The organism is Streptomyces sp. NBC_01264 (assembly GCF_026340675.1).
Lineage (GTDB): Bacteria > Actinomycetota > Actinomycetes > Streptomycetales > Streptomycetaceae > Streptomyces.
In genome coordinates this window covers 192270-205337 of the sequence record NZ_JAPEOX010000004.1, presented here as the reverse complement: position 1 = coordinate 205337, position 13068 = coordinate 192270, and the positions used below count along the sequence as shown (strand labels likewise).

Sequence of the window (13068 nt, the reverse complement as noted above, 5' to 3'; positions counted from 1 at the left end):
GCGGCGGCGCCCGGTGGGGGTCAGGACTGGGGGGCGGGATTCTCGTCCACCTCGGGCAGACCGACGAGCCGGCGGCCGAGGTTGGTGATGTAGGCGTGCTGTTCCTCGCCCGTGGCCTGCGTGCCGCCCTCGGGGAGCATCGTGACGAGGCCTTCGCGCACGAGGGAGCTCATCGTCCGCGCCGAGGTGTTGGCGTCGATCCGGCCCTCTTCGGGAGAGGTCAGCACGCTCATCAGGGCGTTGGCCTTGGGAATGCTCAGCAGGGCGAGGTTGCCCCGGCTGGTGAGCCGGTCCCAGGGGCCGGACGTGCCGGGCCTGACCGGGAGGGGCTCGATCCACTTGCGCTCACGCATGAGGACCAGCGAGCGGGAGCTGACCCCTGCGGGGAGCTCCCGGTCGGGATGGCGCAGCGCGGTGAGCATCCATTCGCGCTGGTGACTGGTCGGCGCCGGCACGCGGGGGCCGGCCGTCGTGGAGGTGGTCATGGTCGGTACTCCCGGGGGTCAGCGGTACAGGGCGACGCGCAGGTCCTCGCCGCCGTCCCAGGCCCGGCCGAGGCCGTCGAGGGCCGTGCCCACCTCGTCGTCATCGTCGAAGTCGTGGGTCTCGGTGCGGGCGCCGAAGTGGAAGGTGGCATCGTCACAGCGCCACTCGTTCGCGAAGTTGAGCTCGAAGGTCACCGCGTCGGGCAGGCTCGTGCCGGTGCGGCGGAAGTACTTCTTGAGCTGCGCGCGGAGGTTCTCGAAGTCGTCCGGGTGAGCGGAGACGGGGACGTCGTCGTCGACGCGGCGTCCGTTGCGCTGGCGCCCGCACTCGGTGCACAGCTGCTGTGAGGGGGAGTTGTCGAAGAGGCAGTCGCGCCCCTTGCACTGCCACAGCAGGCCGGCCGCGCGGAAGACCTCGCGTACGACGTCCTCCTGCTGCTCGGTTGCGGCCTTGAGAACCTGCTCGACCACGGTGTCGGTAATGGGTGTCCTCCTGGTTGCACGTACGCGTTGAGGGCGGGCCCGAACCCCCTTCTATGCGTATAAGTTTACCGCCAATGAGGCACGGAGGCAAGTTATACGCGTCAATATTGATGGGGTGGAACCCGCCCTCACGTTGGCCGGCCGGGGGCGCTCTGCGCTGCGGCGTCACTCGGGAGCGGCCGGGAAGGGGTCAGCGGTCCGTCGTACGCGCGGGTCCGGGCTGGGGGCCGGGAGGGCCGATCGGGGCTTCGGAGACCCCGGTGTGGCGGAGGTACGCGAACAGAGGGTCGGCCAGGTCCTCGTGCACACCGGCGGCGTGGTGGTCGCACAGCCGCATCCGCTGGGTGCGGCGCTCGGCGAACGTGACGGTCAGCAGCCTGGTGGCGGCCCCGGGGCACGCGCCGCGCCGGTTGGTGTAGGCGTACGAGTCGCACCCGGCGGCACGCCTCTCCCGCTTCTGGGTGTCGGTCAGCCCGTAGGTGGTCGGCATCGTTCTCCTTCTGGTGTTCGGTTAGGCGAGCGCGGACGGGCAGGGGGAGCAGGCCGTGCACAGGCCGGACTCGTCGGTGGTCAGGGGGCCGTTGCAGTCGTCGCAGAGGCCGTCGGGCCAGGTGAAGCCGAGCGCGCCCAAGCGCCAGTTGAGTTCCTCGATCATGTCGCCGCCGGAGAGGTCCTGGTCGGCGAGCTGGGTGAGGACGACCCGCATGCCCGCCATCGGGTTGGGGACGCGGGAGCGGGCCGCGGCGCGGTCGGTGACGGAGATCAGGAGGCGCACGAGGCGGTCCCGGAGGGCGGCGGCGATACGGCGGGCCATCAGGCGGCCACCTCCGCCGTGTTGAGCGTGGCGAGGAGGGGCTGCACGAAGGTCCGCGCGACGGCCGTGTCCGCCTCCCGCCAGGCGGGAGAGGACTCGATCATGCGCCACATGGCGTCCGTCATGGGCGTCAGGTCGTACAGGGGGCTGTCGTGGACGAGCTGCGGGTCGGTGGCGCCGTCGATGTCGACGAGGTGGCCGTCGGGCCGCACCGCGACGACGTGGGCGATCTGGCAGATGCACACGCCGTCCGCGACGTGGTTGCCGAGGCCGCAGTTGTCGTAGTCGTCGTCGCACTCGGGGTCGATGAACGCGGCCGTCTGCCAGCCGGTCTCCTGAGCGAGAGCGCGGGCGAGGGCGTGGCACTGCCCGTTGTTGAACGCGTCGCGGGCGGTGTCGTCGAGCTGGCCGGGCGTGACGTCGAACTGGGCGCCGTTGGCGCCGAGTACGGCAACGGGCCGGTCCTGGGGAAGCCCGAAGGCCTCGGTGAGCCGGTCGATGAAGCCGTCGAGCTTCTCGTCGGCCTCCAGCGCCTGCACGCGGCGGGTTTCCTCGTAGTCGTCCCACTCGCCTTCCATGACGCCCTCGACGTCGCTGAACGCGTTGAGGGCGATGCGGTGGCGGGCGGCCATCTCGCGGTACTCGGCGAGGATCTGGTGAACGACGGTGCGCGGCTCGGTGGAAGAGGGGGTCACACGGGCTCCTGGTGATCGGGGGCGGGGTGGTGCGCGGCCTAGGTGGGCCGCTAGGAGCGCGATGTGCATGAGTCCTCCGTGAGGGCGTCGAGCGGGTGGGGCGGAGCCTGGGGGTGGTGGGGCGCGGCGGCCGGGTGTGCGGCCGCCGCGCCGGTTCAGGAGCGGTAGGCGGCGTTGTCCTGCGCCTGGGTGGCCTGCAGGGCGCTGCCGCGCCGGGTGATGTAGACACCCAGGTCGATCGGTGTCTCACCGTCGTCGTCGGCGATCTGGACGTCTTCGAGGAAGCGGGCGCGGACAGTGCGCATCAGCGCGCCGAGCTCGTCGAACGTGGCCTCGGGTCGGCGCGCGCGTGCGATGAGGGACGCGACCGGTTCGGTCGGGCTCTGCGGGGCGCCCTCGTCGAGCCAGGCCCGGATCTGCGCGCCGAACTCCCGGCCGGGCCGGTGCACGACGGTGCCCGCGAGGCCGGGCGAGAGCGCCTTGTTGACCACGAGGGTGTGGTCGGTGTCCAGCGAGGCGACGAAGTTGAACTCGTACTCGATGCCCTCCCTGGCCACGGGCTTGCCGCCGACGCGGCGGGGGTGCTTGCGGCCCTGCTCGTCGGGCTCCAGGACGTACTCCATGGTGGAGCGCAGCGTCACCACGACGTCGCCGGGATAGGCGAAGAGCGCGTCGAGCATCCTGCGTTCGCGGGGGCGCACTTCCTTCCATCCCGCGTTGTTGCCGCCGCCGGAGCCGCGCTTGGCCGCGTCGTCGACCTGTTCGAGGATGCCGCCCGGTCCGGCCCAGAAGAGGGAGAACGAGTCGATGACGACGGTGCCGTAGCCGAGTGCGGCGCAGGTGGCCAGGGCGGCGACGAGGGACTCGGGGGAGCAGTAGGAGAGCGGCGGGCAGACGTCAAAGTCGAAGAGGTCGGCGTACTGGGACGCGTGGCCGTGCACGGCTTCGATGACCGCGGTGGAGCTGCCGAGTCCGGCGGCGATCGCCAGCGCGGTGAACGTGTGCCCTGATCCGCTCGGCCCGCCGAGAGCGATCCGTCCGCGGGTCTGCGTGCGCACCGCGGGATCGAACGGGTACAGGGGGTGGCGCAGGGGCCGCGTGTCGGGTCGGGTTTCGTGGTCCGGCGGGTGCGTCGTGATGGTGTCCGTCAAAGAGTCCTCCGGGGCACCTTGATGGATGAAAAGGGAGCGGTCCCGGTCCGGGCCGTGAGGCGCCCGGTTCCGGGACCAACACCCTCTGACGCGTATAACTATACCACGAATCTGAGCTAAAAGGGCAGGTCAGAGCCTGTTTCGCGCCTATTCGGCGTCGTTCTTCGCCTCGCTCGCGGCGGGCTCGGCAGCCTTCTTCGCGTAGTAGTTGTCCTCGGGCAGCAGACGGAACGGCTGGCCCTCCGTCGTGTAGCCGTCGGGCTCCGGGCCGGCCTGCCGCTTCTCCTTGCGGTCAGCGGCGTCGGCCTTGTGCCCCTCAAGGGTCTCGAGCCACCAGTACGGGCGCTGCAGCTCGTCGTACCCGTCGGCCTTGGGCACGCGGCCCTTGTTCAGCGACTGCTCGAAGACGCCGACGTCCTTGTACCCGAGCACCGCGGAGGCGTGAGGCGCGTAGTGCCGGAGCCGGCCCCGGGTCAGCGGGTCCACGGTCAGAGGCTTCTTCGTCTTCGGGTCCAGCGCTTCGGCGTCCTTCACCGGGTGCGGGTCGATGGTCGGCTTGACCGGCACCCAGCGCCCGGGTCCCTTGTTCTGGATCTCCTCGACTAGCTGGCCGCGCGCGTCCATGTACCCGATGGCCTTGAGGAACCCGACCACGACCCGGCGGGGGTACCGCGGGCGCGCCTCGTCCGCCTCCGGCGCGGGAACGCCCATCGCCTCGGCGACCGACCGCATCGGGTGCGGGGTCGCCTTCTCGTAGCCGCGGGCCGCCTTCCCGGTCGGGGAGCGGTGCCACTTCTGCGGCGTCGCCCGGTTCACGCCGGCTAGCTTGGCGATCTCGCCCAGGCTGAGCGTCTCGTCCCGGCCGAGGCTCTCGATGAACCAGAACGGACCGAGCTCCTCGTCCTCTCCGTCGGCCGGCGGGACGTGGCTGTTCTCCAGGGCCTGCTCGAAGGCCTCCGCCGACTGGTAGCCGAGGATCTCGCGGGCCTCTTGTGCGTAGTAGCGTTCGCGGGCCACGCCACACTCCTTTCGTTGCCGATAACTGAATCCGCGTACGAGACTACGGCAAGTTATGCGCGTCGCGTAATGGGTCGTGCTCGGCGAGTTCCCGCACGGCGCGGTGTCGGGTCCCGAACCGCGTGTCATCATTCCGCGCGGCGATGTCATCCCGATGTCCATTTCGACATGGCCGTGGGATTCACGCATTCAGCGCTGGTACTTCGCCTCTTCGTGTACAGGCCCCCTCCGGCTGCCATCACGGGTGAGCATCCGGTGACGGGCTTTCGAGCAGCTGCTCAGACCAGCGCGGTACGTCCTTCGTCCGTGGCCTCGACCAGGTCCGGCCGCTCGCCGTTCGCCGGGTGGACGACCCGCACCAGATTCTTCTGCCAGAGGGAGACCGAGGCCCCATAGAGCGCGACCTGCTCGTCTGCCCAGGCGACGCGGACCGGGTCGTCCTCCGGGGCATGCACCTCGGGCAGTACAGCCTGGGTGAGGGCGGGGAAGAACGTGGACATCGCGGTCGGGGCAGGCGCCTGGGAAACGGCGCGCAGCAGGCCCCGCTCGTGGACAGTCAGCTTCATCGCGTCAGCGTAGAAGCCCGTCCCCCTCATTGGGGTCAGGCGGAAGGAAAGGTGGGCATCGGCGAGCCTGCCCAGGTGGCTCTGGCCGCGTTCCACTGCATCAGGAGGCGGGCGGGCAGGTCCCGGCGCTCAACAACACGGACCGCCACGGGGTTGATCCGCACACCCCGCGCGCCGACCCGCTCGACGAAGCCGCGGGCCTCGAGCCGGTCCACCGCTTCGATGAACTCGCCGGGCGCCAGGAAGAACGACGGCGCGAGCAGAAACCCCAACTGGAAGTTCCTGATCTCCGGCGGCTCCTCCGGCCGGTGCAGCTCCGCCTGCTTCAGGGCCAGCCACAGCAGAACGGTGGCCTCGTAGGGGGAGGCGGACAGCTCCCGGAGAACGTCTTGGTGCAAGGACACCACCAAGGTGTTGGCCGAGTCGGGATCGAGCGGCATGAACTGTCGGTCCTGGTCCGTACCCGGCGGCAGGATTCGGAACGGAGGTAGGGGATCCATCGCGCGCCGGGCGTCCTGGATCCGGCCCCCGTGCAGCTGAGAGCGTCCGGCCCGGTCCGGTGCGCACTTCTCCCCCGGCGCGGCCTGGCAGTCGGGACAGGTACGGGTGCGGGCCTTCTCCCGCACGGCCGGGGCAACAGCTCGGCTCACGTCAGCCTGCGCCGGTTCTTGCTGCTCACCAGGGAGCCTTCCGCTGGAGTCGGGTGGTGGTGCTCAGCATGGTGGCGCTCCGCGGCGGCCAGGAGCAGCAGCTCCGTACGCCTGCGGGTTTTCGCCCGATCGTGCGAGTGCGCTGCGGCCCGTCGTTGACGCACGCCGGCGGCCCCGGCATGACCGACCCGACCGAGGCGGGCCTTGAGTCCTGCATCTCGTCTCCCCCCGATCCATGACCTGCTGAATAGCCATCTGGGGCCGGGGAAATGGACAGTTCCCCGAGACAGGGGAGGTGACACGACCACAGGATCGGGACATGAAACCGCAGCTCAGAGCGATATGTGAAGACACGGCTGACGGGAACCTACACCCGGATCGGGCCGGCCTCAGGCCCCGGCGCCCGCGGTGCGGGATCCCTGCGCGACGACGGTGTGACCGTGGGGCCCGGAGGCCGTCAGACCCTGCACCTTCAGCGCACGCAGGGCCGAATAGGCGCTGCTCAGGGAGAATCCGCGCTGCTCGGCGATCTGGCGGGCGGACGGCATTCTCGACCCTGGCGGGAACGCCCCGTCGGCGATGAGCTTCTCCAGGAGTTCCGTCAGCTGCTGGTGACGGGGCTTGGCGCGGTGAGTGGCGGGGGACGCCGGCGGCTCCGGCGGAGGAAGGGGCGTCAGGTCCAGTCCGGGAAGCGGCAGCGGCTCGGCCGCCGGCGAGGCCACGATGGCGCCCCCCGCTCCCCGGGTCAGCAGGCCTTCGCCCACCAGGAGGTCCACGGCCTCCTTCACCGTCCGCCAGCCCACCCGGTACAGCTTCACCAGTTCCCGCTGCAGCGGCAGCCGTTCACCGGGCCGAAGGTGCCCCTCCCGGATCTGGGTACGCAGCAGCTCCGCGAGGCTGGCGTGGACCTTGAGGTCGAAGGGCGACAGGCCCGGAGAGGCCCGGTCGTCCCCGCCCCGCCAGGCGAAGCCGTGGTGGAGCACGACGGCGTGCTGCCCGCGGCCGCTGCCCCGCTGCGCCTGCTCGGCGAAGGTGGCGTTCTTGGTGCCGGCGGTCACCAGGGCGGCGTCGCGGTGGGGCTGTTCGATGATCTCGTCGGTGGGGACGAGCCATACGGCCCAGGGCTGGTCGGGGTGGCCGGGGCGGATGCGGTTGGGTCCGAAGAGGTTCATGTGCGGGGTTCCCCAGGGGCGAGCGGGCCGGTCGAGGTGGGCAGTACGCCGCCCGCGGCCGGGCCCGGCCGGGCCGCGGCCGCGATCCGTTCCCTGGGGAACGTGCTGGGCGCGCGGCCATGGCCGGGGCGTTCGGGACAGCGGGCGGTACTGGGGGTCAGGCGCGCAGCCACTGCACGAACTGAGAGGTGATCCCGTCGTAGAGGTCCTCGTCACCGATCCGGTGGGGGTCGTCCGCCCGGAACAGCCCGATGTGGTCCACCGGCAGCCCGAGGTGGTCGAGCGTCTGGAGGAAGTCGACCTTCTTCCCGAAGGAGACGAAGAGCCAGAACATGTGCTGGTCGACCGCCTGGCGCATCAGCTCGAGCGTCTCGGCGCGGTCGTCGGGGTTGCCGTCGGTCTGGAAGACGACGAGTGCCGGCGCGGTGGCGCCGGAGGCCCGGTGGTGCGCCATCACCGCGCGGATCGCCGTGGCGTAGTTCGTCCGGCCCATGTGGTCCAGTCCGCGGTGTACTTCCTCGATGCGGCCTTCGTAGTTGTCGACGCTGACCACCGTGGTTCCGTCGACGTCCGTGGAGAAGAACGTCACCGGCACCGAACCGTCGTCGTCGAGGGTGCGCGACAGCCCGAGGACGCGCTCGGCCAGGTACTGCACGGTGCCGTCCGAGTAGTACTTGCGCATCGATCCGGACCGGTCCAGCACGAGGTAGACGGCCGCGCGCTCGCCCGCGAGACCGGACTTCTGCAGGCTGTGTGCCGCCTTCTTGGTGAGGTCGGCGACCGACGTCCGCGCCGGCCGTGCAACGGGAGCGGACGGTACGTCGGGGGTGGAGGAGCCGAAGAACTTCTTGAGCACGGGAGATCCGTTCGTCAGGGCCGGTGGGCGGCCGTGGGGGTGATGTGGGAGATCGTGCGGCCCTGGCCCTGTGGACAGAGTCCGGGCCCGTCGGGCGCACCGCCGCGGCGATCCGGGGCGTAGAGGTCGGCGAAGAACGCCAGGTGGTCCCCGATACCGCGGGCACCGGCGAGCGGGTGCGCGAGCGCGGGCCAGACCGTACGGGCGAGGTTCGCGTACGCCTTACCGGCGAAGACCGTCACGTCCGCGACGCCTACCGCCAGGTGGTGGGCCTGGCTCAGCAGGACGGCGCGCGGCACCTGGCCGCGCTGGCCCGCGCGCAGGTCGTACCGGAGGATGTGGTCCTGCGGGCGCAACAGCCCGAACTTCGCCGAGAGCACGAGGAGTTGGCTGTCGGGGCCGGCCTGGGTCTCGGCGGCCCGTCGGGCAGCCCGGTGGTAGCTCCCGATGTACATCTCGCCGGCAGCACCCGCGGGCGCAGCGGACTTCGTGTTCGAGCACGGGACCACCACAACCCGGGGCAGCGCCTCCCCGAGAACACGAGTCCTTCCCGCCGCGTTGATCCGGAACTGCGCCGCGCGGGTATGGGGGCCGAGCCGCCGCAGGCGGGGCCCGATCTCGCCGATGAGGCCGAGGCGTTCCAGGCCGTACAGCTCGCTGTCGGCGAGCGATGCCGGTACGTCGCCCGCAGGATGAACCGCCGCGCTGTGCAGTCCCGCGCGCTGGGCCCAGCTGAGCTCCACGGCCTGGGGCTCGCCCGCCGGCGGGCCCGTCATGCCGGACGGCCTTCGTCGACGAGGGCGACGGGCATGGGCAGGCCGTAGTGGTGAGCGAGACCTTCGACCGCATCCCGGTGATCGGCGTAGCTGCGCCCCACCTCATCTCCGTGGGCGTCGGTGACGATCAGGTTCGACGTCGGGGACGCCCCGTGCGAGGCAAGACGCACGGCCCCACCGGCGACCTGCGGCGCGTATCCCTCGAAGACCACCGAGCGGCGGAACTCGAGGAGGGCGCCCACCCGGCGCAGCCGCGCCGTGGTCTGCGGCGTGCCCGGGATGGCCGCGCGGGCCAGGACGGAGTGGCGGAACCGCCGGACGTCGGTGAACCCGCCCTGCGACACGGCGGATTCGAACGCGTCGAGAGCAGCATCGCGGCACCGGTGCGTCTCGCAGGGTGCCCCCGGGCTGGGCCGCGGGATCCACACGATCCGTACGCTCTGGCCTTCAGCGGCCGCGGAGAAGCCGGCGCAGGCCGAGTCGGCGCCGGCGAGGCCGGCGGAGCGGAGGATCTCGTCGGCGAGGCGGACGTCCCACCGCGACGCCTTCGGATACGGCTGGTAGCGGGGTGTCCGCTCGGGGATCAGGGCTTCTCGGGGCAACTTCAACTCCATGGGGCAGGCGGGCCAGGGACATCGAACACGGTCGTCAGGTTTTACGCGTCATGCGGGAGGTCGCTGAGGGCGATCGGCCAGGAGGAGTCGATGACCGTCACCTCCACCAGCCACGCCCGCGCCGGTTCCGCGCGCGGGTGCTCGTCGGCCTGGCTCGGCGCTTCGGTGGGCATCGCCTGGCACGTCTCAAGGAGCGCGCGTGCCTCGTCCCCGGTGCGGCACGCGTGCACGGCGCCCTCCAGGTCGTGCAGCTGGTAGCTACGCACCCCGCTGTGGCCGCCCGGGGGGAGAGCGGGAGGTGGCGTCGGCTGTTCGTGCCCCGGCAGCTCCCACCGCTCGATCGCCCGGTACGTCACCTCGCGAACGTGCTCAGTCACCGCGATCCGGGACACCCAGGGCCGCTCAACCGCGAGCCGGTACTCCTCGCGTACGCGCTCCCGGCTGCTCAGCCGGTGCGTCCCGCACTCGTAGAACTCCCTTCCCTGTACCTCGCGGTAGAGCGCGAGGGACCAGCGCACCTCGCGATCGGGGGCGCCCGTACCGGGTGAGGCGGCGGGGGCCTCGGCCATGGTGGTGATCGGAAAGCACGTCCTCTCGGAGATGGGGGCGACGGGGCGGTCAGCCGGCCGGGGTGTGGGCGGCGGCCCGGGCAGGGATCGCCGGCCCGGGACGAGCCGGGTGGTACGGGCCGCTGCCGCTCGTATGGCCCGCCGCAGGGCTGGGCTGCCGCCCGCGCGTGGCGGTCGGCAGCTCGGGACACCAAGAGCACCGCACGCGACGGCCCCCGGGTGCGGGATGAGGCGGCAGCGGGTGTCGTGTCAGCCGGGTGCATCGCGCGCAGGAGTACCAGCCCAGCGCGTTGAGGCCGCCCTCGGTGATCGCGTAGCGGCCGCTCGCGCTTGCCCTGGCGACGTAACCGCGGCGCACCAGGCTGTCCAGGGTCCGCGCTGTATCGGCGTCGCACCCGGCCGTCCAGCCGCAACCGGGATACCAGACGCCACCGTTGAGCCGCGCGAGGGCACCGAGGACCAGTTGCTGGGTACGGCCGAGGGGGCGGGTCAAGTGACCTCCGAGGTCATCGCGGACGACACCGCGCCGTGATGACGCGGAAAGGTTGACGCATCCATCTTCATATGGAAAGTTATACGCGTCAAGCTGAGCCGGCGGGGCCACTGGTTCCCACAGGGCGGGCCGGGACAACCGGCCCGCCCTGGCGGCCCCTGTCCACAGGTCGCCTGCGCGACATTCATGCCGCCAGCCGTACGAGCCACCTTCACCCATGAAAGCGAGACCCGCGCCGTCATGAACCTGACTGCCCGCCGGATCACGGCCACCACGTCCGCCCTCGCCGCGGCTCTCGCGCTCGGAGCGTGCGGCCCCGACTCCGGCCCGCTGGAACACGGCACCGTAAAGGACAAGCGCCACCAGGCCGAGAGGGTCACCCCGACCTACCGGGATACCTACCGCGAGACCAACTGCCGCAACATCAGCGCCAGCGCCTTCACTCTCGGCGTCAGCCGCGCCACCACGACCGGCGGTTCAGGGGGCCGTTCCTCCACCTCCGGGGGCCGCTCCTCCACCACCGGAGGAACCACGAAGGTCAAGCCTGCTCAGCCCAACTCGAAGAACCTCGATAAGGGCACCAGCGGCGGCAACAGCGCGGGAGGTGCGACCGGCGGGGGCAACACGACCCGACGCCACTGCGACCGCGAGTACACGGGTCGCGAGCAGACCGGCACCCAGCGCCACCCGGCGGTCTGGGAGGTCCTCATCCAGGACGGTAAGCGCAGCAACTGGAAGCGGGTCGACAAGGACACGTGGGACCACATCAAGCCGGGAGACAAGATCTGACCGGTAGCCGAGCCCCGCGGGAACCCCGCAGCTGTCCACAGGGGCCCCTCGCGATCACCGGACTCTGTCCACAGGCAGTTCCGCAGATCGTGAGGGTGTCCTGATCCAGAGCAGGACACCGCTGGCCGGCACACGTGCTGGCCAGCGGGCGTTCTCCTCGAAAGGCACCTACGTGACGCTTCTCCCCGCATGGGCCCTCTCCATCGGCGCCACGCTGATGGCGGTGCTCTTCCTCATCCAGATGGGCAAGGCGTGGCTCAACCAGGACTGGCCGCGGATGTGCTTCGCCACGGTCGGCGCCATCATCTTCCCCAGCATCGTGATCAACCCCGGGCTCCTCACCGACTTCACCGGCAAGCTCGCCGACCAGGTGTTGGGTGACATCGCGCCCGCAACGGAGACCCCGGCCCCTCACGCCACCCCGAGCCCGGCCCCCCACGTCGGCGCACCCGACCTGCCCTGGACCACGATCTCCCTCGTCCTCGGAGCCGTCATGACCGTGATCGCTCTGCTCCTCGCCATCAGTTCCGTCATCCGCCGCCGGCGCACGAAGCTGCGCGCCGAGCAGACGCGCGCGGATGAAGTCACGCGGCGAAGGACGGAGTTGGAGCTGCGCCACGACGCGATCCTGGAGGCCTACGGCGACTTCCAGATGAACCAGCTCCACCACCTCGACCGCCTCGCCCTGGCAGACGTCAACGTCGACCGCACCGCCCAACTCATTGACGCCCTCGACGCAACGCGGGACGCACGCATCTCCACCGCCCCGGAAGCCCTCGACGCCTACCGCACCGCGGTCACCGCACTCGAACTCGCCTGGAAGCGTGCCGACCACTACGCCCGCGCGAAAGGCGCCGACTACCTCCCCGAGGCCGAGCGCCGCAACATCGAGCAGGCCAAGGCCGCACTGGCCATCGCCCTCGACGCTCAGGGACACGCCCCCGAGCGGCAGCTCGCCCTCCGGCGCGCCCTGCGCCTGATCGAGAGCGTCATTCCCGTACCCGGTGAAGCGATCGCCGCCCTGGAAGCGAGCACTCGCCTCGCTCTGGATGCGGCCTGAACACCAGCCTCCCGGTGTCACACCCGGCTGATACAAGGAATCGACGAGAGGACACCCCTTGAGCTACATCAAGTTCCAGGACCTGCACGGGGCAGCGACCCTGCGCGGCAGCGAACGCCCCTGGCTGCTGATCCAGATGCACGACCTGGCCGCGCAGCTGCTCGCCAACCACCCCGACGCAGCCGACGCGGCCGGCGGCCTGTTCGACCTCCTGCCGACCGACCACTACCTCCGTGAGGTGCCACCGCACCTCCGCACGGGCCCGACCCGCTGGCTCCAGGGGTACGCCCGCGCCCTCCAGGACATCTTCGACGATCCGATTGTCGACTTTCGCGGCCAGACGATCCGCCCCCTGACCCTGGTCCTCAACACGGCCATGGAGGACGGCTCGGATACGGGGCGTCTCGCCGCGCGCCTCATGGGGCAGTGTGAGATCAACTGCTGGGTCGACGGCCCCAACCGGCGCTGGCTGGCCGACGTCGTGGGCACCGGCCTGGCGTCCGGCCGCTACCGAGAGGGGTGCGGATGGGAGGACCTGCAACGCTTTCTGCTCGAGCGCGACGACCTTCCCGCCGTCGCCTCGTACAGTTCCGAGTTCCCGACCCAGTGGGCAGCAGGTTTCGTTCCGCCCGGCGCCACGGCTGAGACCGACGACGGCGAGGAAGCCTGGGAGGTGCTCACCTCGCAGGAGCAGTGGAGTCATGGACTCAGCGCGCTACGAAGCCGGACGGCGGAGCAGCTGGAGATCACCCCCGACTGGAGTACGTACCGGTTCGGCTCCGAGGTCACCCTCAGGGACCTCCTGGCCCATGACCGCACCACCCGGCTGGAGCAGGCTTTCCAGCTCACCACCTGATGCCCCGCGCTGTCGGTTCCTC

Annotated in this window: 18 protein-coding genes and 1 pseudogene; 3 read left to right on the top strand and 16 right to left on the bottom strand. The window is 70.9% G+C overall.

The window, feature by feature from the left end; all coding sequences use genetic code 11:
• Nucleotides 1-20: 20 nt before the first annotated feature.
• From OG435_RS46400 to OG435_RS46330, 16 genes and pseudogenes are all read right to left on the bottom strand, one after another.
• Nucleotides 21-485, bottom strand: a complete 465-nt coding sequence (locus OG435_RS46400; RefSeq protein WP_266887543.1) for a hypothetical protein — start codon at nucleotides 483-485, stop codon at nucleotides 21-23.
• Between the two features lie 18 nt (nucleotides 486-503).
• Nucleotides 504-956: a hypothetical protein gene (locus OG435_RS46395; protein ID WP_266887541.1), complete on the bottom strand. Its 453-nt coding sequence runs from the start codon at nucleotides 954-956 to the stop codon at nucleotides 504-506.
• Between the two features lie 202 nt (nucleotides 957-1158).
• Nucleotides 1159-1458, bottom strand: coding sequence for a hypothetical protein (locus tag OG435_RS46390; RefSeq protein ID WP_266887539.1), 300 nt, complete (start codon nucleotides 1456-1458; stop codon nucleotides 1159-1161).
• A gap of 21 nt (nucleotides 1459-1479) precedes the next feature.
• Complete coding sequence (locus OG435_RS46385) at nucleotides 1480-1782, bottom strand: hypothetical protein (RefSeq protein WP_266887538.1); 303 nt, start codon at nucleotides 1780-1782, stop codon at nucleotides 1480-1482.
• Nucleotides 1782-2477, bottom strand: a complete 696-nt coding sequence (locus tag OG435_RS46380; RefSeq protein ID WP_266887536.1) for a hypothetical protein — start codon at nucleotides 2475-2477, stop codon at nucleotides 1782-1784. Before OG435_RS46380 ends, OG435_RS46385 begins: the two co-directional genes overlap by 1 nt.
• 155 nt (nucleotides 2478-2632) lie before the next feature.
• Nucleotides 2633-3535: an AAA family ATPase gene (locus OG435_RS46375; protein ID WP_266887534.1), complete on the bottom strand. Its 903-nt coding sequence runs from the start codon at nucleotides 3533-3535 to the stop codon at nucleotides 2633-2635.
• 240 nt (nucleotides 3536-3775) lie between these two features.
• On the bottom strand, nucleotides 3776-4645 hold the full coding sequence (locus OG435_RS46370) for a hypothetical protein (RefSeq protein ID WP_266887532.1): 870 nt from the start codon (nucleotides 4643-4645) through the stop codon (nucleotides 3776-3778).
• Nucleotides 4646-4923: 278 nt separating this feature from the next.
• Nucleotides 4924-5211, bottom strand: coding sequence for a hypothetical protein (locus OG435_RS46365; protein WP_266887530.1), 288 nt, complete (start codon nucleotides 5209-5211; stop codon nucleotides 4924-4926).
• Nucleotides 5212-5246: 35 nt separating this feature from the next.
• Complete coding sequence (locus OG435_RS46360) at nucleotides 5247-5651, bottom strand: hypothetical protein (RefSeq protein WP_266887528.1); 405 nt, start codon at nucleotides 5649-5651, stop codon at nucleotides 5247-5249.
• Between the two features lie 72 nt (nucleotides 5652-5723).
• Nucleotides 5724-5837, bottom strand: a pseudogene (locus OG435_RS50870) (zinc finger domain-containing protein); the annotation flags it as partial.
• A gap of 413 nt (nucleotides 5838-6250) precedes the next feature.
• A complete protein-coding gene (locus OG435_RS46355) occupies nucleotides 6251-7033 on the bottom strand; it encodes a GntR family transcriptional regulator (RefSeq protein ID WP_266887526.1) in 783 nt (260 codons plus the stop codon).
• Nucleotides 7034-7190: 157 nt separating this feature from the next.
• Complete coding sequence (locus tag OG435_RS46350) at nucleotides 7191-7889, bottom strand: VWA domain-containing protein (protein ID WP_266887524.1); 699 nt, start codon at nucleotides 7887-7889, stop codon at nucleotides 7191-7193.
• Between the two features lie 14 nt (nucleotides 7890-7903).
• Nucleotides 7904-8665: a DUF6884 domain-containing protein gene (locus OG435_RS46345; protein ID WP_266887522.1), complete on the bottom strand. Its 762-nt coding sequence runs from the start codon at nucleotides 8663-8665 to the stop codon at nucleotides 7904-7906.
• On the bottom strand, nucleotides 8662-9267 hold the full coding sequence (locus tag OG435_RS46340) for a hypothetical protein (RefSeq protein ID WP_266887520.1): 606 nt from the start codon (nucleotides 9265-9267) through the stop codon (nucleotides 8662-8664). Before OG435_RS46340 ends, OG435_RS46345 begins: the two co-directional genes overlap by 4 nt.
• 53 nt (nucleotides 9268-9320) lie before the next feature.
• Nucleotides 9321-9848 (bottom strand): hypothetical protein, encoded by a 528-nt coding sequence (locus OG435_RS46335; protein ID WP_266887519.1) that lies wholly within the window; start codon nucleotides 9846-9848, stop codon nucleotides 9321-9323.
• A 49-nt stretch (nucleotides 9849-9897) separates the two neighbouring features.
• Nucleotides 9898-10341 (bottom strand): hypothetical protein, encoded by a 444-nt coding sequence (locus OG435_RS46330; protein WP_266887518.1) that lies wholly within the window; start codon nucleotides 10339-10341, stop codon nucleotides 9898-9900.
• A gap of 240 nt (nucleotides 10342-10581) precedes the next feature.
• On the opposite strand from OG435_RS46330, the gene OG435_RS46325 reads away from it, so the two are divergent.
• The 3 genes from OG435_RS46325 (at nucleotide 10582) to OG435_RS46315 (ending at nucleotide 13046) form a co-directional block, all read left to right on the top strand.
• On the top strand, nucleotides 10582-11130 hold the full coding sequence (locus OG435_RS46325) for a hypothetical protein (RefSeq protein ID WP_266887516.1): 549 nt from the start codon (nucleotides 10582-10584) through the stop codon (nucleotides 11128-11130).
• Nucleotides 11131-11302: 172 nt separating this feature from the next.
• Nucleotides 11303-12190: a hypothetical protein gene (locus OG435_RS46320; RefSeq protein ID WP_266887514.1), complete on the top strand. Its 888-nt coding sequence runs from the start codon at nucleotides 11303-11305 to the stop codon at nucleotides 12188-12190.
• Between the two features lie 58 nt (nucleotides 12191-12248).
• Complete coding sequence (locus OG435_RS46315; RefSeq protein WP_266887513.1) at nucleotides 12249-13046, top strand: hypothetical protein; 798 nt, start codon at nucleotides 12249-12251, stop codon at nucleotides 13044-13046.
• Nucleotides 13047-13068: the final 22 nt, after the last annotated feature.

Bases quoted from the DNA above. Each gene is read 5' to 3' on its own strand.
- OG435_RS46355 (WP_266887526.1), bottom strand. From the start codon at position 7,033: ATGAACCTCTTCGGACCCAACCGCATCCGCCCCGGCCACCCCGACCAG.
- OG435_RS46335 (WP_266887519.1), bottom strand. From the start codon at position 9,848: ATGGCCGAGGCCCCCGCCGCCTCACCCGGTACGGGCGCCCCCGATCGC.
- OG435_RS46400 (WP_266887543.1), bottom strand. From the start codon at position 485: ATGACCACCTCCACGACGGCCGGCCCCCGCGTGCCGGCGCCGACCAGT.
- OG435_RS46360 (WP_266887528.1), bottom strand. From the start codon at position 5,651: ATGCCGCTCGATCCCGACTCGGCCAACACCTTGGTGGTGTCCTTGCAC.
- OG435_RS46365 (WP_266887530.1), bottom strand. From the start codon at position 5,211: ATGAAGCTGACTGTCCACGAGCGGGGCCTGCTGCGCGCCGTTTCCCAG.
- OG435_RS46390 (WP_266887539.1), bottom strand. From the start codon at position 1,458: ATGCCGACCACCTACGGGCTGACCGACACCCAGAAGCGGGAGAGGCGT.
- OG435_RS46325 (WP_266887516.1), top strand. From the start codon at position 10,582: ATGAACCTGACTGCCCGCCGGATCACGGCCACCACGTCCGCCCTCGCC.
- OG435_RS46345 (WP_266887522.1), bottom strand. From the start codon at position 8,665: ATGACGGGCCCGCCGGCGGGCGAGCCCCAGGCCGTGGAGCTCAGCTGG.
- OG435_RS46385 (WP_266887538.1), bottom strand. From the start codon at position 1,782: ATGGCCCGCCGTATCGCCGCCGCCCTCCGGGACCGCCTCGTGCGCCTC.